Consider the following 23,203-nt stretch of genomic DNA (forward strand, 5'->3'; position numbering starts at 1 on the left):
TGTCGAAGGAACGGGTATATGGCGAAGCAGGTTATGCTGAAATTTACGGATGTGGCGCGGGATATGCCTGAGAAACGTCCGCCTAACTTGCGCCGGACCGATTTCGACGAGATTTATGCCGAGTACGCCGACCGCAAGGCGGCGGAGCAATCCAGCCGCTGCAGTCAGTGTGGTGTGCCATACTGCCAGACCCATTGCCCGCTGCACAACAACATCCCCGACTGGCTGCGGCTGACCGCTGAGGGGCGGTTGGAAGAAGCCTATGAGATCAGTCAGGCGACGAATACATTTCCTGAGATCTGTGGCCGTATCTGCCCGCAGGATCGGCTGTGCGAAGGGAACTGTGTGATTGAGCAGTCCGGCCATGGCACTGTGACCATCGGCTCGATCGAGAAATACATCACCGATACCGCTTGGGAGCAGGGCTGGGTCAAAGCCCCGGCACCGCGTGAGGAGCGGCAAGAGAGCGTGGGCATCATCGGCGCTGGCCCCGGCGGGCTGGCGGCGGCGGATATGCTGCGGCGTGCGGGTGTGCAGGTCACGATCTATGACCGCTATGACCGCGCGGGCGGGCTGCTGACCTATGGTATCCCCGGCTTTAAGCTGGAAAAGGACGTGGTTGAGCGCCGCAATGCGCAGTTGGTCGAAGGCGGCGTGACCTTTGAATTGAACTGCGACGTGGGCCGCGACATCAGCTTTGGGGCCATTCGGGGCAAGCATGACGCGGTGATCATCGCGACGGGCGTCTATAAGACGCGCGAGATCGAAGCGCCCGGTGTGGGCGGCTTTGGGGTTGAGCGGGCGATTGACTTTCTCACCGCTTCTAACCGCAAGAGCTTTGGCGATACGGTGGAAGAGTTCGAGAATGGCCGTCTGAATGCCAAGGGCAAGAAGGTCGTGGTGATCGGCGGCGGTGACACGGCCATGGACTGTGTGCGGACCTCGATCCGGCAGGGCGCGGAGAGCGTGAAATGCCTGTATCGCCGGGACCGGGCCAATATGCCGGGCAGCCAGCGCGAAGTGCAGAACGCCGAGGAAGAGGGCGTGATCTTTGAGTGGCTGAGCGCGCCGAAAGGCTTTGTTGGCGATCCGGTGACGGGTGTGATGGTGCAGAAAATGCGCCTTGGTGCGCCGGATGTGACGGGCCGTCAGGCACCTGAGGTGATCGAGGGCGCGGATTACGTTGAAGATGCGGACCTTGTGATCATGGCGTTGGGCTTTGAGCCGGAAGACCTGCCAACACTCTGGGGCGAGCCGGACCTGCCGGTGAACCGCTGGGGCACGATCAAGGCCGATTACGTCACCGGGGCGACGGCGCTGGAAGGTGTCTATGCCGTGGGGGACATCGTGCGGGGTGCCTCGCTGGTCGTTTGGGCGATCAAGGACGGGCGCGACTGTGCTGAGGCGATCTTGAATGATTTCAACGGGGTGCAGCGTATTGCTGCGGAATGAGATGAAGATTCATTACCCAAAGGTTAAATGTCACAGAGTGTACACCGGACGTACACAGGGCGTGCATATGCCCTTCCGCCCCGTTTTGGCCGATAGGTCAATCTCTGCGACCTTTGCCGGGGCGAAGGTGAAGAATGTCTGAAGAACGTCATCACGGTCATTGTCTTTGCGGTGCGGTCACGGTGGAGGTCTCCGGCCCGCTGGGTGAGATTTCGGCCTGTCATTGCGATCTCTGCACACGGTGGAGCGGGTCGATGCAGATGGGCATTGAGGTGCCTCGGGAGAGGGTGCGTTATGCGGGGCCGATCCGGACCTATGCGTCATCCTCCTTTGCCGAGCGGGCGTGGTGCGAGACTTGCGGCACGGCGGTTTGGTTTGCCGATACTGAAGGCGAGAACGCCAGCGTGTTGGAACTGGCACCGGGGCTGTTTGATGGCTTCGGCGGGGCCAATTTGGCGCGGGTGGTTTATGCCGACCGTGCGCCGAGCAATCTGGCGCTGGCGGGTGATCTGGAGCGGGTGAGCAAGGCGGATTACGAGGCGCGAAACCTGCATGTGGAGGACAAGCCATGAGCCGATTGGAGGGCAAATGCCTTTGCGGGGCGGTGACGCTGAGTTTCGAGCCATTGAAGGATGCGCTTGGGGCCTGCCATTGCGAGATGTGCCGCCGCTGGACCGGGAGCGCCTTTCTGGAGATCGACGCGAAGCCGGGTAGCCTGACCCATGAAGGCCCGGTCAAGAGCTATGCCTCGTCCGACTGGGCCGAGCGGGCGTGGTGTGACGCCTGTGGCAGCACGCTTTGGTATCACCTGACGCTGCCGGGGCATGATTATTACAGCATTAGCGCCGGGCTGGTCGATGACGCCGGCGGGCTAGAGCTGAAGACCGAGATTTATATCGATGTGAAGCCCGCAGGCTATGCCTTTGCCGGGGAGCACGAAACCAAAACCAAGGCCGAAGTCGAAGCAGGATTTGCGGCATTTGTGGAAGGAACCAAGCCATGACCAAATATGATGACGCCTGGGTAGCCCGCGAAGAAGCCAAACGCGCGATGATGGCCGAGAAGGGCATGTATAGCTTTGAAGAGGAACATTCCTCTTGCGGTGTCGGCTTGGTGGTGAACGTCAATGGCGAAAAGACCCGCGAAGTTGTGCTGAACGGGATCAACGCGTTGAAAGCGATTTGGCACCGGGGGGCGGTGGATGCGGATGGGATGACCGGCGATGGCGCAGGCATCCATGTGCAGATTCCGGTGCCGTTTTTCTACGATCAGGTGCGCCGCACCGGGCATACGCCGCGCGAAGATGAGATGATTGCCGTGGGGCAGGTGTTCTTGCCGCGCACGAATTTCGCCGCGCAGGAGACTTGCCGGACCATCGTTGAGACCGAAGTCCTGCGCATGGGCTACTACATCTATGGCTGGCGTCATGTGCCGGTGGATATTTCCGTGCTGGGCGAGAAAGCCAATGCGACGCGGCCTGAGATTGAGCAGATTTTGATCTCGAACGCTAAGGGCGTGGATGAAGAAACCTTTGAGCGGGAGCTTTATGTGATCCGCCGCCGGATCGAAAAAGCTGCCATCGCGGCGCAGGTGCCGCAGATGTACATCGCGTCGATGTCCTGCCGCAGCATTATCTACAAGGGCATGATGCTGGCCGAACAGGTGGCGGAGTTCTATCCCGATCTGAAAGACGACAAGTTCATCAGCGCCTTTGCGATTTATCACCAGCGCTATTCCACCAACACTTTCCCGCAGTGGTGGCTGGCGCAGCCCTTCCGCATGTTGGCGCATAATGGCGAGATTAACACGCTCAAGGGCAACACCAACTGGATGAAGAGCCATGAGATCCGCATGGCGTCTGCGACCTTTGGCGAGATGGCCGAGGATATTAAGCCGATCGTGGCGGCGGGGTCGAGCGACTCGGCGGCGCTGGATTCGGTGTTTGAGGTTTTGGTGCGCGCGGGGCGTTCGGCGCCGATGGCGAAGACGATGCTGGTGCCGGAGTCTTGGTCCAAGCTGGCGGTGGAATTGCCGCAGGCGTGGCGCGATATGTATTCCTATTGCAACTCGGTTATGGAGCCTTGGGACGGGCCAGCGGCCTTGGCGATGACCGACGGGCGTTGGGTCTGCGCGGGGCTGGACCGGAACGGCTTGCGCCCGATGCGCTATGTTGTGACCTCGGACGGGATGCTGATTGCGGGCTCGGAAGCCGGGATGGTGCCGCTGGATGAATCGCGGGTTGTGGCCAAGGGCGCGCTTGGGCCGGGGCAGATGATCGCTGTCGATATGGACGCGGGAAAGCTGTTCTACGATGCGGAGATCAAGGACCGGCTGGCGGCCAATCAGCCCTTTGGCGAATGGGTCAGCAAGATCCACGAGTTGGACGATGTGCTGAGCGCGGTGACGGAAAAGCCGCTGTTTGAGGGCAATGAGTTGCGCCGGCGTCAGGTGGCGGCGGGCTATACGATTGAGGAGTTGGAGCAAATCCTCGCGCCGATGGCGGAGGACGGCAAAGAGACGCTGGCGAGCATGGGGGATGACACGCCTTCGGCGGTCTTGAGCGGGCAGTACCGGCCTTTGAGCCATTTCTTCCGGCAGAACTTTAGCCAGGTGACCAACCCGCCGATTGATAGCTTGCGCGAATTCCGGGTGATGAGCCTGAAGACGCGGTTCGGGAACCTGAAAAACGTGCTTGATGAAGACAGCAGCCAAACTGAGATCCTGGTGCTCGACAGTCCTTTTGTGGGCAACGCGCAGTTTGAAGAGCTGATGGCGCAGTTCAAGGCGCTTACGGTGACGATTGACTGCAGCTTTGAGCGGGGCAATGGCAACCTGAGCGCTGCTTTGGCGCGGATCCGGGCTGAGGCAGAGGATGCGGTGCGCTCCGGCGCGGGGCATCTGGTGCTGACGGATCAGTATAGCGGCGAAGACAAGGTTGCGATGCCGATGATTTTGGCCACCAGCGCGGTGCATAGCCATCTGGTGCGCAAGGGACTGCGGACCTTTACCTCGCTTAACGTGCGCGCGGCGGAATGTGTCGATCCGCATTACTTTGCGGTGCTGGTGGGCTGCGGTGCGACCGTGGTGAACGCTTATTTGGCCGAGGATTCCTTGGCCGATCGGATCGGGCGTGGGCTGCTGGATATGTCGCTGACCGAAGCGGTGCAGAAGTACCGTGAGGCGATTGATCAGGGTCTGCTCAAGATCATGGCGAAGATGGGGATTTCGGTGATCTCGTCTTATCGCGGCGGGTTGAACTTTGAGGCGGTGGGCCTGTCCCGCGCCATGTGTGCGGAGTATTTCCCCGGCATGACCAGCCGGATCAGCGGCATCGGTGTCGTTGGTATCCAGCGCAAGGCTGAGGAAGTTCATGCCCGTGGTTGGTTGGGCGATGGCGTCGTCATGCCCATCGGCGGTTTCTACAAGCAGCGCAAGACGGGTGAGAAACACGCGTGGGAGGCGAGCAGCATGCATATGTTGCAGATGGCCTGCAACAAAGCGTCTTACCAGATGTGGCAGCAATACTCGAAGAAAATGCAGAGCAATCCGCCGATCCATCTGCGCGATCTGCTCGACATCAAGCCGCGGGGCAATCCGGTGCCGTTGGAGGAGGTGGAGAGCATCACCTCGATCCGCAAGCGTTTCGTGACGCCGGGGATGTCATTGGGGGCGCTGAGCCCGGAGGCGCATAAGACGCTGAACGTGGCGATGAACCGCATCGGGGCGAAGTCCGACAGCGGCGAGGGTGGCGAAGATCCGGCGCATTTCGTGCCGGAGGCCAATGGGGACAATCCGTCAGCCAAGATCAAACAGGTGGCCTCTGGGCGCTTTGGCGTGACGGCGGAGTATCTGAACCAATGCGAAGAGTTGGAGATCAAGGTCGCGCAGGGCGCCAAGCCCGGTGAGGGCGGCCAGCTTCCGGGGATGAAGGTCACCGACCTGATCGCGCGGTTGCGGCATTCGACCAAGGGCGTGACGCTGATCTCGCCCCCGCCGCATCACGACATCTATTCGATCGAAGACCTCGCGCAGCTGATCTATGACCTCAAGCAGATCAACCCGCGCTGTAAGGTGACGGTGAAACTGGTGGCGTCTTCGGGCGTTGGGACGATTGCTGCGGGCGTGGCCAAGGCCAAGGCCGACATCATCCTGATTTCCGGCCATAACGGTGGCACCGGGGCCTCACCTGCGACTTCGATCAAATATGCGGGTCTGCCGTGGGAGATGGGCCTGACCGAGGCGCATCAGGTTCTGTCGATGAACAACCTGCGCGACCGGGTGACATTGCGCACGGATGGGGGCCTGCGGACCGGGCGTGACATCGTCATGGCCGCGATGATGGGGGCCGAGGAATATGGCATCGGCACCGCTGCGCTGATCGCGATGGGTTGCATCATGGTGCGCCAGTGTCAGTCGAACACCTGTCCGGTGGGGGTGTGTACGCAGGACGAAGCCCTGCGTGGCAAGTTCACCGGCAATGCAGATAAGGTGGTGAACCTCATTACCTTCTACGCCACTGAGGTGCGCGAGATTTTGGCCAGCATCGGGGCGCGGAGCCTTGATGAAGTCATTGGCCGTGCGGACCTGTTGACGCAGGTGAGCCGGGGTTCGGCGCATTTGGATGATCTGGACCTCAACCCACTGTTGATCACCGTCGATGGGGCGCATGAAAACGTCTATGACCGCGATAAGCCGCGTCAGGCGGTGCTCGATACGTTGGATGCGCAGATCGTGCGGGATGCGGCGCGGTTCTTGGAAGATGGCGAGAAGATGCAGCTGTCCTATGCGGTGCAGAACACGCATCGGACGGTGGGGACGCGGGTGTCGAGCCATATCGTCAAGCGATTCGGGATGCGCAATTCCTTGCAGCCGGATCACCTGACGGTGAAACTGACTGGGAGTGCCGGGCAGTCTTTAGGTGCCTTTGCGGCACCGGGGCTGAAGCTTGAAGTTTCGGGCGATGCCAATGACTATGTGGGCAAGGGCCTGTCGGGCGGTACGATTGTGGTGCGGCCTTCGATGGCGAGCCCGGTGGTGGCGTCGGAGAATACGATCATTGGCAACACGGTGCTTTACGGTGCGACGGCGGGGTATCTTTTTGCCGCTGGCCGGGCGGGTGAGCGCTTTGCGGTGCGTAACTCCGGCGCGCATGTGGTGATCGAAGGCTGCGGCAGCAACGGGTGTGAATATATGACCGGCGGTGTGGCGGTGATCCTTGGGGAAATCGGGGCGAATTTCGCGGCCGGGATGACCGGGGGGATGGCTTATCTCTATGACCCCGATGGGCTGGCGCCAAAGCTGATGAATGCCGAGACCATTGTGACCTGCCCGGTGGCGGTGGATCATTGGATGGCGCAGTTGCACGGGCTGTTGGAGCGCCATCTGGCCGAGACCGGCAGCCGCAAGGCGGCGGATATCCTGCAGCATTGGGAGAGCGAGAAGCACAACTTCCTGCAGGTATGCCCGAAGGAAATGTTGGTGCATCTGCCTGCGCCGTTGAGTGTTGAAGAGACGGCTGTTCCGGCGGAGTGACGAGGGCGATCGCCTGCCCGTGGGGTGGCGATTGCGACGGTCCTTCGTGCCACTTTATAGATCGGCCTTGGCGTGACTTCGCGGAGTTGCGTCAAGGCTCACCAAATCGCCAGCCCGCCGGGACGGGCAGGCGATGGCCCGGCGCCTGCGGCTTGATTCCGGGCTGGGATGGCCGAATTAGCGTGTTTATTTGAGTTCTTAGGGCGTTCCGCTGTCCGTGAGGTGGCGATCAAAACGGCTCTTCGTGCCACTTTATAGATCGGTTTTGGCGTGACTTTGCGGAGTTGCGGCAAGGCTCACCAAATCGCCAGCCCGGCCGCACCAAAGGTGCGCTTAAACTAAATCGGCACGCCTCTGGCGTGACGGACGGGCAGGCGATGGCCCGGCGCTTGCGGCTTGATGCCGGGCTGGGGTGGTATTTAAAAACGTCTGGGCTACTTCTGCCTCTCCACAGGAGGCGGGTCATGCGCATAATTTTAGCGTCATTATTGATAGTCACAGGCCTCGTGGCCTGCACAGACACCGCGCCACGCGGCGGTGGTGACATTCTCGTCCTCGGCGATTCCATCATGGCTTGGAACGGCAGCGCTGCGATTCCCGATGTCATCGCCAGCACAACGGGCCGCAGCGTCACCAGCCGCGCCGTGCCGGGGGCGCAGTTTGACAATGGCTCGACCATCGCCGCTGCCGTTGGCTTCGACATTCAACAACAGTTCCCCGGCGGGCGCTGGAACTGGGTGCTGGTCAATGGGGGCGCCAATGATCTGAGTGCGGATTGCGGCTGCGGCGCTTGCGGGCAGTCTGTCAACGCGCTGATCAGCCCCGATGGGCAGGGCAGCATCCCGGCCTTCCTGCGCAAACTACGTGCAGAAACCGGGGCGCAGGTGATGTGGATGGGATACTATGCAGGCTCTAACACAGGCTCTTTCGCCGGGTGCCGCGATGATTTGGTTGAGATCGAACGTCGCATTGCAGGCTTCGCGGCCCGCACCCCCGGCGTGCATTTCGTTGATTCCGAAGACGTGATTGACCGCAACGACCGAGGACTGTTCGCGCGCGATAACGTGCATCCCTCCAAACGAGGCTCGGCGCGGATTGGTGCCTATCTGGCCCAAGAGATCACAGCGCGTGAGAAACGTTCACAAACGCCTGCCAGCAGCCTATAGCTACACCATGAGCACACGTAAAAAGACCGCCCCCAAAGGCCGGGGTCGCCGCAAGGCTGCGCCGCAGATGACCTTTAAACAACGCGTGACCCGCTGGTTTTTCGGCGCTGTTCTTTTGCTGGGCGCATTGGTGGTGCTGCTGGTTCTGCTCTTTCGCGTCGTCAATCCGCCAACCGGGGTCTATATGTTCTCCGAAAGCCGCCGCTTGGGCGGGGTCGAGCGCGACTGGGTGCCGCTGGAGCAGATCGCTCCGGTGATGGCCCGCTCTGCCGTGGCAGCGGAGGATGCGAATTTCTGCAACCACTGGGGCTTTGACATGGAGGCGATCCGCACGGCGATCGAGAACGGCTCTGAGCGCGGGGCGTCGACGATCAGCCAGCAGACGGTCAAGAATGTGTACCTCTGGCACGGCCGCTCTTGGCTGCGCAAAGCGTTGGAAGCGGGGATGACGCCGCTGCTTGAGGCGCTTTGGCCGAAGCGGCGGATTATCGAGGTCTATCTGAATGTTGCGGAGTTTGATGAGGGCGTCTTTGGCGTCGGCGCGGCAGCACCGCATTACTTCGGCGTGAGCGCTGCGGATCTTAGCGCCAAGCAAGCCGCGCGGCTCGCCGCGATCCTGCCCGACCCGAAAGGGCGCTCGGCCTCCAGACCTAGCCCCTTTACCCGCAAGCGTACGGCGCAGATCATGGACGGGGCGGCGACCATCCGCGCGGACGGTCGTGCGGCCTGTTTCGAGAGTTGAAAATCCCTGCGTCAGCAGGCATGGAAGGGGCTGATCCCCTTAAACAAAAGGACTTCTCATGACGGCTCGGTTGTTTCACGTTCCTTTGTCCCCCTTCTGTCGCAAGGTGCGGCTGAGCCTGGGCGAGAAGAAGATCGAGGTCGAGTTGGTTGAGGAGCGTTACTGGGAGCAAGACCCGGATTTTCTGCGCCGCAACCCTGCGGGCAAGGTGCCGGTGCTGCGGTTGGACGGGATCATGATGTCCGAAAGCGCCGCGATCTGCGAATATATCGAAGAGACCCGGCCCGAGGCGTCGCTGCTGCCGCAAGACCCGGTGCAGCGCTTGGAAGTGCGCCGGCTGGTGAGCTGGTTCGATGACAAGTTCCACCATGAGGTGACGTCCAAATTGCTCTATGAGCGGGTGAACAAGAAGGTCACCAAACAGGGTTATCCGGACAGTAAGAACGTCAAGGCCGGGGCCAAGGCGATCAAATATCATCTCGATTACATGACATGGCTGCTGGACCATCGCCGTTGGCTGGCGGGTGATGTTATGACGCTGGCGGATTTCGCGGCGGCGGCGCATCTGTCGTCCTTGGATTATATCTCTGACGTGGATTGGAACCGTTCGGAGGCGGTGAAGGATTGGTACGCTAAGATCAAATCCCGCCCGGCCTTCCGTTCGATCTTGGCCGATCAGGTGCCGGGTTTCCCGCCGCCCTTGCAGTATAACAACCTTGATTTCTGATGGCATTTGAGGCGCCAGAGGCATGACCGTGGACAGGGACGCCTTGAAAGCGCGGGTGGTGGCACGTGCGCTTGAGGAAGGTTTTGTCGCCTGCCGCATCTGTCGGCCCAGCGATGTGCCGGAGGTGCCGGAGCGGTTGGAGCGCTTTGTCGAAGCGGGCTTTCATGGTCAGATGGGCTGGATGGAAGAGCGGATGCATTGGCGCGGCAATCCGGCAGCCCTGTGGCCCGAGGCACGCTCGGTCATCATGCTGGCGGAAAGCTATACGCCCGAACATGATCCGCGTGCGGTGTTGGCGCAGCCTGAGAAGGGTGCGATTTCGGTCTATGCGCAGGGGCGCGATTACCATGACATTGTTAAGAAGCGGCTGAAACGGCTGGCCCGTTGGCTGATGGAAGAGGCCCGCGCGGCTGATCCGGAGGTGAAGGTTTTCGTTGATACCGCGCCCGTGCCAGAGAAGGCGTTGGCGCAAGCGGCGGGGCTGGGCTGGCAGGGAAAGCATACCAATCTGTTAAGCCGGAAGTTCGGCAATTGGGCCTTTTTAGGCTCTGTTTTTACGACGCTGGACCTAGAGCCTGACGCGCGGGAGGTTGATCACTGCGGGTCGTGCCGCGCCTGTTTGGAGGTCTGTCCGACCGAGGCTTTCCTCGCGCCTTATCAGCTCGATGCGCGGCGTTGCATTTCCTATCTGACGATTGAGCATAAAGGCCCGGTGGATCTAGAGTTGCGCGAAAAGCTGGGCAACCGGATTTACGGCTGTGATGATTGTCTGGCGGCCTGTCCGTGGAACAAGTTTGCCGTCGCCGCGAGCGACATGCGCTATCATGGGCCAGCGGTGCAGCCTTCCGATCTGGCGGAACTGGCGGCGCTGGATGACGCGGCGTTTCGGGCGCGGTTTTCCGGCTCTCCGATCAAGCGGATTGGGCGGGATCGTTTTGTGCGGAACGTGCTTTACGCCATTGGCAATTCTGGACTGGCGGAGTTGCGTCCGGTGGCGCAGGCTCTGGCCGAGGATGCTGACCCGACAGTGGCCGATGCGGCGCGCTGGGCAGCGGGGCGATTGGGGTAAGGCCGATGGCGGTTCTATTGGGGGTGGACACGGGCGGCACCTATACGGATGCCGTGTTGATCCGGGATGAGACGCAGGTCATTGCCTCGGCCAAGGCGCTGACAACGCGGGCGGATTTGGCGGTTGGTGTTGGCAATGCCGTGAGCGCGGTACTGGCGCAATCGGGGGTGGCGCCTTCGGAGATTGCGATGGCGTCGCTCTCGACCACGCTCGCGACCAATGCGCTGGTCGAAGGGCAGGGCGGGCGCGTGGCGCTAATCTATGTCGGGTTTCGGGCGCGAGATTTGGCGGCGCATGGGCTGGAAGAGGCTCTGCGCGGTGATCCACATCTAATGCTTGCAGGCGGTCATGACCATGCCGGGGCTGAGGTGGAAGCGCTGGATGAAGCGGCGCTATCGGCCTTTTTAGAGACACATAAGCAAAGCGTCAGCGGCTTTGCCGTGGCGAGCCAATTTGCCACGCGCAACCCCGCGCATGAGTTGCGGGTGGCGGAACTGGTGGCTGCGGTGACGGGGCGGCCTGTCTCAACCTCTCACGCGCTATCAGCGCGGTTGAACGGGCCGAAACGGGCGCTGACTGCGCTGCTGAATGCCCGGCTGATTGGCATGATTGACCGTCTCATCGGGCGGGCGGAGACGCAGTTGCGCGCATTGGGGATCGACGCGCCAATGATGGTAGTGCGCGGCGACGGGGCGTTGATGTCGAGCGCGCAGGCGCGGCAGCGGCCAATTGAGACGATTCTAAGCGGGCCAGCGGCGTCCTTGGTCGGGGCGCGGTGGCTGACGGGGGCCGAACATGCGCTGGTGTCGGACATTGGCGGGACGACGACGGATGTGGCGCTGTTGCGCGATGGGCGGCCTGCGATTGATCCGGCTGGCGCGCAGGTGGGGCCGTATCGCACGATGGTCGAAGCGGTGGCGATGCGCACCCATGGGCTGGGCGGGGACAGTGAGGTGCATTTTGTTGCCGAAGGGTTGGAGGCAAAGGTGACCTTGGGGCCAAAGCGGGTCCTGCCGGTCTCGCTCATTGCCACGGAAGCGCCAGAGGTGGTGCATGCGGCCCTTGATGCGCAGTTGCGGCGAAAGGTGCCGGGGGCGCATGATGGGCGCTTTGTACGGGCTGTGGCGGGGCAGGAAGCGGAGGGGCTTGCTCCGCGAGAGGCGGCATTGTTGGAGCGGATTGGCGCCGCGGTGCATCCTTTGGGTGCTATCCTGCTGTCACGGATCGAACAGAGCACTTTGGCGCGACTCGTGGCGCGGGGGTTGGTGCAAGTTGCAGCAGTGACGCCTTCGGACGCGAGCCATGTGGCGGGGCGGTTGGATGCGTGGGACGCCAGCGCTGCACGCAAGGCATTGGAACTGTTCGGGCGGCAGCGGGGTGGATCGGGCAACCCGTTCTGTCTTAAACCTGAGCAACTCGCGCAGATCATCATCGACCGTCTGACCTATCAGACAAGTTTGGCCTTGTTAGAGACTGCTTTTGCCGAGGAAGACCCCGGTTTCGACCTGCCGGCAGAGACGCTGGCGCGGCATATATTGATGGAACGGGGGCTGGTGGGGCACCGTGGTTTATTGCGGATGGACGCGGGGCTGAACCTGCCTGTCGTGGGGCTGGGCGCTTCGGCGCAGAGCTACTATCCGGCGGTGGGCGCGCGGCTGGGGACCGAAATGATCTTGCCGGAACATGCGGGGGTGGCCAATGCGATTGGCGCCGTCGTGGGGCGGGTCATCATGCGGCAAAGCGGGTCCGTGACGTCGCCCGGCGCCGGGAAGTTCCGCGTGCATCTTAACGAAGGCCCAGAGGATTTCAGCGATCCTGAGGGCGCTTTGACCTTGTTAGAGATGGTTTTGACCCAACAAGCGCGGGCGCGGGCCAAAGCGGCGGGCGCGGCGGAGATTGAGGTGCAGGTCTCACGCGACATTCGCACGGCGGGTGTTGAGGGGCGCGAAGTTTTTGTTGAGGCTGACGTGACCGTCGAAGCCTCTGGTCGGCCGCGTGTGGCGGTAGGCTGACCCCCGGCGCGGGGCCGGGGGCAGTGATTTATTCAGCAGCGTCGCGTTTGGGCAGCACCCAGTCGGCGCGGGGGAAGTGGCAGGTGTAGCCGTTGGGCAGACGCTCAAGGTAGTCTTGATGCTCCGGCTCGGCTTCCCAGAAATCGCCAACTGGTTCGACTTCGGTCACGACTTTGCCGGGCCAGAGGCCGGAGGCTTCGACATCCGCGATGGTGTCTTCGGCCACGGCTTTCTGCTCGTCGTTCACATAGTAGATCGCAGAGCGGTAGCTCATCCCGATGTCGTTGCCTTGGCGATTTATTGTGGTGGGATCGTGGATCTGGAAGAAGAATTCCAACAGTTCACGATAGGATGTTTTTTCGGGATCAAAGATGATCTCGATCCCCTCGGCATGGGTGCCGTGGTTGCGGTAGGTGGCGTTGGGGACATCGCCGCCGGTATAGCCGACGCGGGTCGAGACCACGCCGGGGCGGCGGCGGATGAGGTCTTGCATGCCCCAGAAACAGCCCCCCGCCAATACTGCGCGTTCGGTTGTCATGTTACGTTCTCCACTTGGTTGAGATACTCGCCATAGCCTTCGGCTTCCATGTCGTCACGGTGGATGAAGCGCAGGGAGGCGGAGTTGATGCAGTAGCGCAGCCCGCCCCGGTCAGGGGGGCCGTCGGGGAAGACATGGCCAAGGTGGCTGTCGCCGTGTTTGCTGCGCACTTCGGTGCGGACCATGCCGAGCGAGGCGTCTTCATGTTCTTCGACATACGCAGGCTCGATCGGTTTGGTGAAACTGGGCCAACCGCAGCCGCTTTCGTACTTGTCCGAGGAGGCAAAGAGCGGCTCGCCCGAGACGATGTCGACATAGATGCCCGGCTCTTTGTTGTTCAGGTATTTGCCGGTGCCGGGGCGTTCGGTGCCGCTGCGTTGGGTGACGTGGAACTCTTCGGGTGTGAGCGCGTCAATGGCGGCGGTGGTTTTCTCGTATTGGGGCATGGCGTCCTCCGGTTATGGGCTTGGCCTATTAAATGGGGTCTGATGGTGGAATTCAAAGGGTTTGCGGCTCACAGAGGTGTTACGCTTTGCGCTGGCGCGAGACTTGCACCGCGAGAATGCCGCCCGCGATGATCGCCACGCCAAGGATGTCACGCGGGCCGAGGGTTTCGCCCAGCAGCAGCGCCGCGATGGCCACGCCGAAGAACGGGTTGAGGAAGTGGAAGGTCGCCGCCCGCGTGGCGCCGATGCGGTTGACCAGCCAGAACCAGACCACGGTGGCGGCAAGGCCGGGGACGAGGCAGGTATAGGCGAAAGCGAGGGTGAGGCGCAGGCTGGGGTCGATGCGGGGAGTCTCGAACAGGAGGGTCGCGATAGAGAGGGCCACGCAGCCGACGAGCATCTGCAGGCCGACGACCATGAGGAAGTTGCCGCCTGAGGTCGCGCCGCGCACTAGGAGGGTGGCGGCGGTGAGAGCGACGACGCCGATGGCGCAGAGGATGAGGCCGTAGAGGTCGACTTGGCCGCCGAGACGCGTGCCCATGATGATGGCGACGCCGAGGACGCCTGCGAGGAGGCCCGCGATGCCTAAGGGGCGGAGTTTCTCGCTCAAGAAAGCCCATGCTGCGAAGCCGACGAGCAGGGGCATGGTAGAGGCAATGATCGCGGCAAGGGAGGCTTCGATGGTTTGCATGGCGATGAAGTTGAGGCCGAGGTAAACTGCGTTTTGCAGCACGCCAAAGATGATCGTGGCGCGCCATTGGGCGGGGGTGAGGCGCCAGCTTTGGCCCAAGGCGAGTGCTATGCCGACGCCGATGAGGCCGGAGATGAGGTAGCGTAGGGAAAGGGCCAAAAGTGGAGAGGCGTCCATCACGATAATGCGGGCAGAGGTGAAGGCCGAGGACCACATGATGGCAAAGGCCAACCCCATGAGAATTGCGCGTATGTCCATGAGATGCCCCCCTGTTCTGAACTTGCTAAGCAATGGCGGGTTTGCGAAGGGAGGACAAGGCGGGTTTGGCAGGTTGCGCAGACGGTCTGGAATACCCGACCTTTAAGAATACCACCCGGCCCGGAATGAAGCCGCAGGCGTCGGGCCATCGCCTGCCTGCCATGCCAACGTGCGCCAGAATATGATGGGCGCACCTTTGGTACGACCGGGGAGGCGATTAGATGGGGTTAGGTGCGACATTACGAACGCACATTATAAATGAACCATAAAGTGGCACGATGCGACGTCAGATCGCCAACCTGCGGACAGGTCCTGACCTTAGATAACTAGATCACGAACTGGCAGACAAGCGGTTCCCCGGTTCCATCTGCCACCAGCCCGGAATCAAGCCGCAGGCGCCGGGCCATCGCCTGCCCGCCCCCCGTGTAGGCGATTTGGTGATGCTGGGTATAACCTCGCAAGCGCACATCAATGCTGAACTATAAAGTGGTAGTCAGGGACCTCAGATCGCCGACCCGCGGGCAGGCGATGGCCCTCAAGCCACTAATCCATGGGTTGATAGAGATGCAGTGCTACGACACCGACCGTCGCTGAGTTTGGTGTTGCGCCGCGGGCGCTCGCCTTCCCCCCCCTCAACAAAAAAGGGCCGCCCGAAGGCGACCCTTTCGTAAACATTCAGCCAAAGGCTTACTCGTTCACGCTGTCCTTCAGCGCCTTCGCGATGGTCATCTTGACCACTTTGTCGGCGTCTTTCTTGAACTGCTCGCCAGTGGCGGGGTTGCGGACCATCCGCTCAGGGCGCTCACGGCAATAGATTTTGCCAACGCCCGGCAGGGTCACGGCACCGCCAGCGGACACTTCACGGGTGATCAGGTTGCAAACGGCGTCGAGCGCTGCGCCTGCGGATTTCTTGTCGGTGTCCATCTCTTCTGCCAGTGCAGCGACGAGCTGGGTCTTGGTCATCGGTTTTGCCATTTTATTCTCCTTAGACTGCCCGCGTTTTAGGGCCTCATGGCCGGAATGTAACGGTATGTTGTGGGATAACACAACGAATTGTGGCGCTCAGGACGCTAAAACATGCGATTTTCCGCTGTTTTTAACCCTATAGGAACGCGGTTTCGTCAAACGACCGTAGTTTTCGGCTGTGAATACGCTCCAACGGCATACGGCGCAGCAGTTCCATGGCGCGAATTCCGATCATCAAATGCCGTGCGACTTGGGTTTTGTAGAAGTCAGATGCCATGCCAGGCAGTTTCAATTCACCGTGCAGCGGCTTGTCCGACACGCAAAGCAGTGTGCCGTAGGGCACGCGGAAGCGGTAGCCATTGGCGGCAATCGTCGCGCTTTCCATATCCAGCGCCACGGCGCGGGACTGGCTGAGGCGTTGCACCGGGCCGGATTGGTCGCGCAACTCCCAGTTGCGGTTGTCAATCGTCGCCACGGTGCCGGTCCGCATGATGCGTTTGAGCTCATAGCCTTCAAGCTGGGTGACCTGCGCCACCGACTGCTCCAAGGCGATCTGAATTTCGGCCAAGGCCGGGATCGGCACCCAGACCGGCAGGTCGTCGTCCAGAACGTGATCCTCTCGCAGGTAGCCATGCGCCAGCACGAAGTCGCCCAGAGCCTGCGTATTGCGCAGGCCGGCACAGTGGCCGACCATCAGCCACGCATGGGGCCGCAGCACGGCGATATGGTCGGTGGCGGTTTTTGCGTTCGACGGGCCGACCCCGATGTTAACCAGCGTGATGCCAGAGCCGTCGGCGCGTTTGAGGTGATAGGTCGGCATCTGCGGGGTCTTCAGCGTCTCCGGCAGCGGCGCATCTGGGTCGCTAATCTCGGCATTGCCGGTGGAGACAAAGGAGGTGTAGCCGCTTTCCGGGTCGCGCAGCATGGCGCGGGCGTATTGCTCGAACTCTGTCACGTAGAACTGGTAGTTGGTGAACAGCACATGGGCCTGAAAATGCTCCGGGTCCGTGGCGGTGTAATGCGCGAGCCGGGCGAGGGAGTAATCGACCCGCTGAGCGGTGAAGGGCGCGAGCGGGCGCACATCATCCTCGGGGACATAGGTGCCGTTGACGATGTCATCATTGGTGGTGCTGAGGTCTGGCACGTCGAAAACATCGCGTAGGGTGAAGTCGGCAGCCCCCTCTTGCGGCACGTTCATCGCATTGTCGCCGCCCATGGCAAAATGCACCGGGATCGGTGTGGTCGAGGGGCCGATGGTCACTGGCATGTCGTGGTTTTCGATGAGCAGACCGATTTGTTGGATCAGGTAGTTCCGAAACAGGTCAGGCCGGGTGATCGTCGCAGAAAAGCTGCCGGGAGAGGAAACATGGCCAAAGGACAATCGCGTATCGACATGCGCAAAAGACGAGGTGCGAAAGCGCACTTCGGGATAGAAAGCGCGGATGCGGGCCTCTGGCGCGCTGCTCTGCATGGCGGTGGTAAAGCCGTCGCGCAGGAACTGGGTGGCGCTTTCGTAAAGCTCGGTCAGCCGATCCACGGCGGCAGTGGCGTCGCGAAACTCTTCGGGGTTCGGTGTGTCCGGAGTGAGGATGGTGCTCATGTTTGCGGCTCTAACAATGGGATGATTTCAAATTTCTGCACATCGACCAGCCCAAGGTCCGAGATACGCAGTTCCGGGATCACGACGAGGGCCAGCAGCGAGTGCTGCATATAGGCGTTGTTCAGCTTGCAGCCACAATCGACCATCGCTTGTACAAGACGGTCGGCATCGGCAGCGACTTCAGCGGCGGGGCGGTCGGACATCAGCCCCGCGATGGGCAGGGCGACAAGCGCCAGTTCCTCGCCCTCGCGGAAGATGGTGATGCCGCCGCCGACCTCGCGCAGCCGGTTCGCGGCCAGTGCCATCTGTTCGGCATCGGTTCCGACGACGATCATATGGTGGCTGTCATGCGCGACGGTAGAGGCCATGGCCATGCGCCCTTCATAGCCAAAGCCAGAAACAAAGGCGTTGGTCACGGTGCCGGTGGCGCGGTGGCGTTCGACCAAGGCGATTTGGCAGACCTCGCCCGTGGCCTGCACGCGGCCATCGGTGACGGGCAATTCGAATTTCAGCGCACGCGTGGGCGCTTGGTTTTCGACCACGCCGATCACATTGGCGGTGACGGCATTGGCACCTTCCGGGGCGGGGATGTCGAAGTCATCGGCGCTCAGGTCGCGGGCCATGTTCACGGTCTGGCGAGCCATGTCAGGCCAATCGTAATGGGGGCAGTCGACAAGGCATTTGCCGTCTTCCGCTACGACGTCACCGCGGGCGATGACGGTCTCGATTGGCAGGGTCTTGAGGTCAGACGTCAGAATTACATCGGCGCGGCGGCCCGGTGTCAGCGAGCCGATCTCGCGTTCCAGCCCAAAGTGGGTGGCGGTGTTGATCGTCGCCATTTGCAGGGCGATCAACGGGTCACAGCCGCAGTCGATGGCATGGCGGACAACGCGGTTCATATGCCCGTCGTTCGTAATTGTGCCGGAATGGCTGTCATCGGTGCAGAGGATCATATTGCGCGGATCGAGACCCTTTTCCGTGATCGCGGTGATCTGAGTTTTGACGTCATACCAAGCGGAGCCGAGCCGGATCATCGAGCGCATCCCCTGCCGCATCCGCGCCACGGCGTCGGCCTCGCAGGTGCCTTCGTGGTCATCCGCAGGGCCACCTGCGACATAGGCGGCAAAGGCGGGGCCAAGATCGGGAGAGGCATAGTGGCCGCCGACGGTCTTGTTCGCGCGTTGGGTGGCGGCGATCTCGGCCAGCATCTGCGGGTCGGCATTGCTGACGCCCGGAAAATTCATCATCTCGCCCAAGCCGACGATGCCGGGCCATGCCATCGCCTCGGCAACATCCTCGGCGGTGATTTCGAAGCCCGTGGTCTCCAGCCCCGGCGCGGAGGGCGCGCAGGAGGGCATTTGGGTGAAGATATTAATGGGCTGCATCAGCGCTTCGTCATGCATCATGCGCACGCCGTTTAGGCCGAGGACATTGGCGATCTCATGCGGATCGGTGAAGGCCGAGGTCGTGCCATGCGGGATCACGGCGCGGGCGAACTCCGCGGGGGTGAGCATGGTGCTCTCGATATGCATATGCCCGTCGCAAAGGCCGGGGACCATATAGCGGCCCTTCGCCTCGATCATGCGGGTATCATCACCCCTGCAATGGCTGGCGTCAGGGCCGACAAAGGCGATGCGCCCGGCGGCGACGGCGATGTCATGATCAGGCAGGCATTCGCGGGTGTGAACATTGACCCAGATGCCACCGGTGATGATCGTGTCAGCTGCGCGCCGTCCGGCGGCGACATCGACCAATTGCGCGGCCACATCGGGCCAGGAGGGGAATGTTTTATCTGTCATGGCCCAAGGTGACATAGGCGCGAGGGAGGTTCAAGCCAGCCGCGTGGGGGTGTTATTGCCAGCGCAAGTCGCTTGCGGTTAAGTGGGCCAAGACGCAAAAGACGAGGCGCGGCGGATGAATTTTCTCTTTGTGCACCAGAACATGCCGGGCCAATACCGCGAGCTCATTGAATGGCTGGCACAGGCCGGTGGACATCGTATCTACTTTCTGACCCAGCGCCGGGATGCTCCGAACTTGCCGGGTATTGAGACACGCATCTACCGCCCGCATCACAGGCCCGAGCCCAGCGCCTATGGCCTGTCTAAAATCTGGGAGGAAGCCGCAGGCAATGGCTTTGGCGCGGTCAACGCAGCACGCCAGATTGAGGTAAAGGAGAACTTTCGCCCCGATATCATCATCGGCCATGTGGGCTGGGGGGAGCTTACCTTTTTTAAACAGCTTTGGGCAGACGTGCCGATCATTGGCTATTTCGAGTATTACTACAACATGACCGGCGGCACGGTCGGGTTTGACCCCGACGACCCCCCATCGGGCCATGCGCCCTATCTGAACCACGCCCGCAATATCGTGCCTTTGGCAAATATTGAGACGGTCGATCTGGGTCAGTGCCCAACGGTCTGGCAGCGCGACCGGTTTCCGGAGAGCTTTCACCGCAAATTATACGTCACTCATGACGGGATTCGCACGGACCGGCTGCGGCCTGACCCGGAGGTGAGCTTGGGATTGGGGCGTCTGGCCAAACCGTTGACGCGCGATGATGAGGTCATCACCTATATCTCCCGCAACCTTGAGAAGACCCGCGGCTTTCATATCATGATGCGAGCCTTGCCGCGGATCATGCGTGAGCGGCCCAATGCACGGGTGGTGATCGTGGGCGGCAATGACGTGTCCTATGGCGGCAAGAGCAAACACCCCGGCGGGCTGCGCGGTGAAATGGCGGCCGAGGTCGGGCATGAGGTGGATTGGGACCGGGTGCATTTCATTGGCAAAGTGCCCTATCCTGACTTTCAGAAACTGGTTCAGCTGAGCCGCTGTCACATCTATCTCACCATGCCCTTTGTGCTGTCGTGGTCTTTGCTAGAGGCGATGTCGATGGGGGCCACGATTGTCGCCGCCGATGTGGCGCCGGTGCGCGAGGCGATTTCCCATGGCAAGACCGGGATGCTGGTGGATTTCTTTGACCCCGATGCGCTGGCGGCACAGGTGGTTGATGTGCTGGCCAACCCAAAGGCCCATGCGCATCTTGGCCCCGCAGCGCGGGGCCATGTGGTGGCGAAATATGATTTCCTGACCCATTGCCTGCCGAAGCATCTGGCGCAGATCAACGCGTTGGTGCCTGAGGAGAAACGGATCCGCTAGACCGGCGCGGGGACTGCGCCGATCTGGCTGGGGGTCAGTTGCCGAGGTTTCCTGCAGATCGGACCACGCCAAAGACCGAGCCGACAAGACCCAGAATGGTGCGTGTGTCTGTCAGCGGGCTTTCTGTGGCCAGAACAAGATCGCCGGAATGAATCTGGAAATTGCGGGCTGAGAAAAGCCCGTCAGAGGTGGTCAGATCCAGCGTAAAGACCACCCGCGTCCGGCGCGGCCCGCGCACCCCGGCACTGACCGCGCTGGCGGGGTATTCACGCAGAATCAGAATGCCTTGAGGGTTGGCGCGGGAGTCGTTCACGCCGCCGATGATCGCCAAGGCATCCAGCGCCGAAACCTCGTCCCGGTTAAAGCGGAACTGCGCTTCTTTTCCCGCCGCGCCGAGCGACAGGAAGTAGCGGCGGTCTTCTTCGATGATCAGTTTGTCGCCGCCTTGCAGCCGGGTATCAAGATGCGGGTTTTCATAGAGCCGATCGATTGACGTGGCGTAGATGTTCTGGCCACGCACCAGCTTGACCTGCGGGTTCTCAAGGCCGTTTCGAACTCCCCCGCCCGCAGAGATCGCCGCGAGAACGGTATAGTTGTTGTCCGGCATCATCACACTGCCGGGCGCATTCACCCCACCAACGAGATCAACCGCGTTGCCGCGGCCTTCGGTCATTGCCAGTTGCACCTGTGCCGATGGCACGATGGCTTCGAGCTGGCGTTGCAGCAGCAGACGCGCGGATTCAGGCGTGCGCCCGGAAACACGGATTTTGCCAACATAGGGCACGAAAATCGTACCAGATTCTGAAACCCGGATGCCTGCCAGATTGGCAACCCGTTCAGCAGGGGAGGTCAGCAGAGAATTTTCCCCACTGTCCCAAACCTGAACATCCAGCCGGTCGCCGGGGCGGATGACCTGGGCGTTCGACCCTCGGCTCGCGCCGATCCAACCATGACGGCGGACCCCTGTCTGAGGCCATTGTGCGACGCTGGGCAAAAAGGCGCGGGTGACGGGGTAAACGGCAATATCAGCCCCCGGCGCGGTTGCGTCCTGCGTGACCTCTTTTTCGATCGCAGCCCCCCGTGGCAGGGCACCGCAGGCTGCCAAAGACACCGCCAGCAGGGCCGACAGAAAGAGCTTGCTGATATGCTTCATATAACGCGTGACCGCTTTCTATGTTTTTCGATGAACCGGGTGGTCCGCATCTGTATGCAGGAAGGCACCGGTAATGGTAAAGGATGATATGAACCCCGCCCCCCAGAGTTCGATATGCAGCAGGATAGAGACTAAGCCCATGACGTCAATCACTTCAAAGGAGATCAGACCGTCTGGCGGCGTGCTATTGCTGGGCGCGACGGGTCGGTTGGGAGGGATGCTGCGCCGCCATTGGCCGCAAGCGGGAGACCTGCTATGCCAAAGCCGACGCGCAATGGCGGGTTTCGCGCAGTTTGATCTGCCACTGCCGGGGCAACCGCCATCTGACGCCGCGCTTCGGGCAGCCGAAGGGGTGCGGGCGATTATTTGCCTTTCGGGTGTGACGCCCGCCGCCGCCCGCAATGGCCAACCGATGAGCGATAATACCACGCTTGCCACTGCAGCGTTGGACTTGGCCCAAGCGGCCGGGGTGTCGCGGGTGCTTATTGCGTCCTCGGCGGCGGTATATGGTGCAGGCAAGGGCGCAATGTCCGAAACGCAGGCTGTGACGCCCCTGTCAGACTATGGCCGTGCCAAGCTGGCGATGGAGCAGGCCGTACTGGCCCGCGGGGCGGGTATCGCGCGTATTCTACGGATTGGTAATGTGGCGGGCGCTGACGCGATCCTTGGCGGGTGGCGGCCCGGTATGGCGCTTGACCAATTTGCAGACGGGCGCACACCACGGCGCAGTTATATCGGGCCGGTCACGCTGGCGCGGGTGATGCATGGGCTTTGCGGCAGTGCAGACTTGCCTGACGTGTTAAACATAGCCGCACCGGGGGTCGTTGAGATGGGGGCGCTGCTGGATGCGGCAGGGCTGGCATGGCAACCACGCCCTGCGGGGGCAGAGAGCATTGCTAAGGTGGAATTAGACACGAATGCGCTTGAACGCCTTGTGCCTTTTGCGCCAGAAAACACCAGCCCCGCCGGATTGGTCGGTGAGTGGCAGCAGGACAGACAAAATCCATGAGCTTTTCTGAATGACGTGGCGCAAACGCCTTTTCGATCTGTTTTTCGCCAGCCTCCTGGTGATCATCCTCGGCCCCATTTTGCTGGGCCTGTTGGTCTGGTTGCTGTTCAAGGAAGGGCGTCCGCTGTTTCATGTGGCGGAACGGATGAAAACGCCGGATCAGAGCTTCAACCTTTGGAAACTGCGCACCATGACGGTTGTCGAGGGCGATCAGGGGGTCTCTGGCGGGAACAAACGCAGCCGGATCACCGAAACGGGCGCTTGGCTGCGCGCGCGGCGGTTGGATGAGTTTCCGCAACTGTGGAATATCCTGCGCGGCGATTTGAGCTTTGTCGGCCCACGCCCACCGCTGCGCGAATATGTCGAACGCTTCCCCGAGATCTACCAAGAGGTCCTTAAATCCCGACCGGGGGTGACTGGGCTTGCTACCATTCGGTTTCACAAACACGAAGACAGGCTGCTGTCCCGCTGTCAGACGCCCGAAGAAACCGACGATGTTTACTGCCGGGTCTGTGTGCCACGAAAAGCACGGCTTGACCTGATCTACCAGCGGCATCAAAGCACCTGCTACGACTTTGATCTGGTGTTTCAAACCATCGGTAATCTGTTCCGGCGCGGGTAGTTAAGTGAGTGGCTCTGTAATGTCTGACAGGGCATTTGGCAGGGAATCCCGCCTAAGTAGT

19 protein-coding genes are annotated in these 23,203 nt (G+C 61.4%); 12 read left to right on the forward strand and 7 right to left on the reverse strand.

Annotated features, from left to right (window positions below):
• Positions 1–18: 18 nt before the first annotated feature.
• From HTT03_RS17395 to HTT03_RS17435, 9 genes are all read left to right on the forward strand, one after another.
• Positions 19–1,452 carry an NAD(P)-dependent oxidoreductase gene (locus tag HTT03_RS17395; protein WP_174861045.1) on the forward strand — a complete coding sequence of 478 codons (1,434 nt, stop codon included), beginning with the start codon at positions 19–21 and terminating at the stop codon, positions 1,450–1,452.
• Positions 1,453–1,586: 134 nt separating this feature from the next.
• A complete protein-coding gene (locus tag HTT03_RS17400; protein WP_174861046.1) occupies positions 1,587–2,024 on the forward strand; it encodes a GFA family protein in 438 nt (145 codons plus the stop codon).
• Positions 2,021–2,455: a GFA family protein gene (locus HTT03_RS17405; RefSeq protein ID WP_246253587.1), complete on the forward strand. Its 435-nt coding sequence runs from the start codon at positions 2,021–2,023 to the stop codon at positions 2,453–2,455. Before HTT03_RS17400 ends, HTT03_RS17405 begins: the two co-directional genes overlap by 4 nt.
• A complete protein-coding gene (gene gltB, locus HTT03_RS17410; protein ID WP_174861047.1) occupies positions 2,452–6,984 on the forward strand; it encodes a glutamate synthase large subunit in 4,533 nt (1,510 codons plus the stop codon). The genes HTT03_RS17405 and gltB overlap by 4 nt, the downstream gene beginning before the upstream one ends.
• Before the next feature lie 464 nt (positions 6,985–7,448).
• Positions 7,449–8,150, forward strand: coding sequence for an SGNH/GDSL hydrolase family protein (locus tag HTT03_RS17415; RefSeq protein WP_174861048.1), 702 nt, complete (start codon positions 7,449–7,451; stop codon positions 8,148–8,150).
• Positions 8,151–8,157: 7 nt separating this feature from the next.
• Positions 8,158–8,892 carry a monofunctional biosynthetic peptidoglycan transglycosylase gene (gene mtgA / locus HTT03_RS17420; RefSeq protein ID WP_217482851.1) on the forward strand — a complete coding sequence of 245 codons (735 nt, stop codon included), beginning with the start codon at positions 8,158–8,160 and terminating at the stop codon, positions 8,890–8,892.
• A gap of 58 nt (positions 8,893–8,950) precedes the next feature.
• Entirely contained in the window at positions 8,951–9,619 is a 669-nt protein-coding gene (gene fzlA, locus HTT03_RS17425) for an FtsZ-binding protein FzlA (RefSeq protein WP_174861049.1), read from the forward strand.
• 22 nt (positions 9,620–9,641) lie between these two features.
• A complete protein-coding gene (queG, locus tag HTT03_RS17430) occupies positions 9,642–10,688 on the forward strand; it encodes a tRNA epoxyqueuosine(34) reductase QueG (protein WP_174861050.1) in 1,047 nt (348 codons plus the stop codon).
• A 5-nt stretch (positions 10,689–10,693) separates the two neighbouring features.
• Positions 10,694–12,700 (forward strand): hydantoinase/oxoprolinase N-terminal domain-containing protein, encoded by a 2,007-nt coding sequence (locus HTT03_RS17435; RefSeq protein WP_174861051.1) that lies wholly within the window; start codon positions 10,694–10,696, stop codon positions 12,698–12,700.
• A gap of 28 nt (positions 12,701–12,728) precedes the next feature.
• Here HTT03_RS17435 and msrA read toward each other — a convergent pair whose 3' ends face one another.
• The 6 genes from msrA to ade all read right to left on the reverse strand — a co-directional run bounded on the left by msrA (position 12,729) and on the right by ade (position 18,998).
• Positions 12,729–13,238, reverse strand: coding sequence for a peptide-methionine (S)-S-oxide reductase MsrA (msrA, locus tag HTT03_RS17440; protein ID WP_174861052.1), 510 nt, complete (start codon positions 13,236–13,238; stop codon positions 12,729–12,731).
• Positions 13,235–13,684, reverse strand: coding sequence for a peptide-methionine (R)-S-oxide reductase MsrB (msrB, locus tag HTT03_RS17445; RefSeq protein ID WP_174861053.1), 450 nt, complete (start codon positions 13,682–13,684; stop codon positions 13,235–13,237). Before msrB ends, msrA begins: the two co-directional genes overlap by 4 nt.
• A gap of 79 nt (positions 13,685–13,763) precedes the next feature.
• Positions 13,764–14,633 (reverse strand): DMT family transporter, encoded by an 870-nt coding sequence (locus HTT03_RS17450; protein WP_174861054.1) that lies wholly within the window; start codon positions 14,631–14,633, stop codon positions 13,764–13,766.
• Between the two features lie 687 nt (positions 14,634–15,320).
• Positions 15,321–15,608, reverse strand: a complete 288-nt coding sequence (locus HTT03_RS17455; protein WP_007118569.1) for an HU family DNA-binding protein — start codon at positions 15,606–15,608, stop codon at positions 15,321–15,323.
• 127 nt (positions 15,609–15,735) lie between these two features.
• Entirely contained in the window at positions 15,736–17,199 is a 1,464-nt protein-coding gene (locus HTT03_RS17460) for an AMP nucleosidase (protein ID WP_174861055.1), read from the reverse strand.
• The gene (gene ade / locus HTT03_RS17465; protein WP_174861056.1) at positions 17,196–18,998 is read right to left on the reverse strand and encodes an adenine deaminase; all 1,803 of its coding nucleotides are present in this window, start codon (positions 18,996–18,998) and stop codon (positions 17,196–17,198) included. Before ade ends, HTT03_RS17460 begins: the two co-directional genes overlap by 4 nt.
• A 115-nt stretch (positions 18,999–19,113) precedes the next feature.
• Between ade and HTT03_RS17470 the strand changes: the two genes are divergently transcribed.
• Positions 19,114–20,358, forward strand: a complete 1,245-nt coding sequence (locus HTT03_RS17470; RefSeq protein ID WP_174861057.1) for a glycosyltransferase family 4 protein — start codon at positions 19,114–19,116, stop codon at positions 20,356–20,358.
• 34 nt (positions 20,359–20,392) lie between these two features.
• Here the strand turns inward: HTT03_RS17470 and HTT03_RS17475 are convergent, their stop codons facing one another.
• Positions 20,393–21,511, reverse strand: coding sequence for a polysaccharide biosynthesis/export family protein (locus tag HTT03_RS17475; RefSeq protein WP_174861058.1), 1,119 nt, complete (start codon positions 21,509–21,511; stop codon positions 20,393–20,395).
• Between the two features lie 139 nt (positions 21,512–21,650).
• Between HTT03_RS17475 and HTT03_RS17480 the strand changes: the two genes are divergently transcribed.
• Positions 21,651–22,520, forward strand: a complete 870-nt coding sequence (locus HTT03_RS17480) for an NAD-dependent epimerase/dehydratase family protein (protein WP_174861059.1) — start codon at positions 21,651–21,653, stop codon at positions 22,518–22,520.
• A 10-nt stretch (positions 22,521–22,530) separates the two neighbouring features.
• Positions 22,531–23,142 carry a sugar transferase gene (locus HTT03_RS17485; protein WP_174861060.1) on the forward strand — a complete coding sequence of 204 codons (612 nt, stop codon included), beginning with the start codon at positions 22,531–22,533 and terminating at the stop codon, positions 23,140–23,142.
• Positions 23,143–23,203 lie beyond the last annotated feature (61 nt).

Source organism: Sulfitobacter maritimus (assembly GCF_013346665.1).
Taxonomy (GTDB): domain Bacteria; phylum Pseudomonadota; class Alphaproteobacteria; order Rhodobacterales; family Rhodobacteraceae; genus Sulfitobacter; species Sulfitobacter maritimus.

Excerpts from the sequence above, each read along its gene's own strand:
- HTT03_RS17460 (WP_174861055.1), bottom strand. The coding sequence starts at position 17,199 with ATGAGCACCATCCTCACTCCGGACACACCGAACCCCGAAGAGTTTCGC.
- ade (WP_174861056.1), bottom strand. The coding sequence starts at position 18,998 with ATGACAGATAAAACATTCCCCTCCTGGCCCGATGTGGCCGCGCAATTG.
- msrA (WP_174861052.1), bottom strand. The coding sequence starts at position 13,238 with ATGACAACCGAACGCGCAGTATTGGCGGGGGGCTGTTTCTGGGGCATG.
- fzlA (WP_174861049.1), top strand. The coding sequence starts at position 8,951 with ATGACGGCTCGGTTGTTTCACGTTCCTTTGTCCCCCTTCTGTCGCAAG.
- HTT03_RS17485 (WP_174861060.1), top strand. The coding sequence starts at position 22,531 with ATGACGTGGCGCAAACGCCTTTTCGATCTGTTTTTCGCCAGCCTCCTG.
- mtgA (WP_217482851.1), top strand. The coding sequence starts at position 8,158 with ATGAGCACACGTAAAAAGACCGCCCCCAAAGGCCGGGGTCGCCGCAAG.
- HTT03_RS17450 (WP_174861054.1), bottom strand. The coding sequence starts at position 14,633 with ATGGACATACGCGCAATTCTCATGGGGTTGGCCTTTGCCATCATGTGG.
- HTT03_RS17480 (WP_174861059.1), top strand. The coding sequence starts at position 21,651 with ATGACGTCAATCACTTCAAAGGAGATCAGACCGTCTGGCGGCGTGCTA.
- gltB (WP_174861047.1), top strand. The coding sequence starts at position 2,452 with ATGACCAAATATGATGACGCCTGGGTAGCCCGCGAAGAAGCCAAACGC.
- HTT03_RS17400 (WP_174861046.1), top strand. The coding sequence starts at position 1,587 with ATGTCTGAAGAACGTCATCACGGTCATTGTCTTTGCGGTGCGGTCACG.
- HTT03_RS17475 (WP_174861058.1), bottom strand. The coding sequence starts at position 21,511 with ATGAAGCATATCAGCAAGCTCTTTCTGTCGGCCCTGCTGGCGGTGTCT.
- HTT03_RS17405 (WP_246253587.1), top strand. The coding sequence starts at position 2,021 with ATGAGCCGATTGGAGGGCAAATGCCTTTGCGGGGCGGTGACGCTGAGT.
- queG (WP_174861050.1), top strand. The coding sequence starts at position 9,642 with ATGACCGTGGACAGGGACGCCTTGAAAGCGCGGGTGGTGGCACGTGCG.
- HTT03_RS17455 (WP_007118569.1), bottom strand. The coding sequence starts at position 15,608 with ATGGCAAAACCGATGACCAAGACCCAGCTCGTCGCTGCACTGGCAGAA.
- HTT03_RS17435 (WP_174861051.1), top strand. The coding sequence starts at position 10,694 with ATGGCGGTTCTATTGGGGGTGGACACGGGCGGCACCTATACGGATGCC.
- HTT03_RS17470 (WP_174861057.1), top strand. The coding sequence starts at position 19,114 with ATGAATTTTCTCTTTGTGCACCAGAACATGCCGGGCCAATACCGCGAG.
- msrB (WP_174861053.1), bottom strand. The coding sequence starts at position 13,684 with ATGCCCCAATACGAGAAAACCACCGCCGCCATTGACGCGCTCACACCC.
- HTT03_RS17415 (WP_174861048.1), top strand. The coding sequence starts at position 7,449 with ATGCGCATAATTTTAGCGTCATTATTGATAGTCACAGGCCTCGTGGCC.
- HTT03_RS17395 (WP_174861045.1), top strand. The coding sequence starts at position 19 with ATGGCGAAGCAGGTTATGCTGAAATTTACGGATGTGGCGCGGGATATG.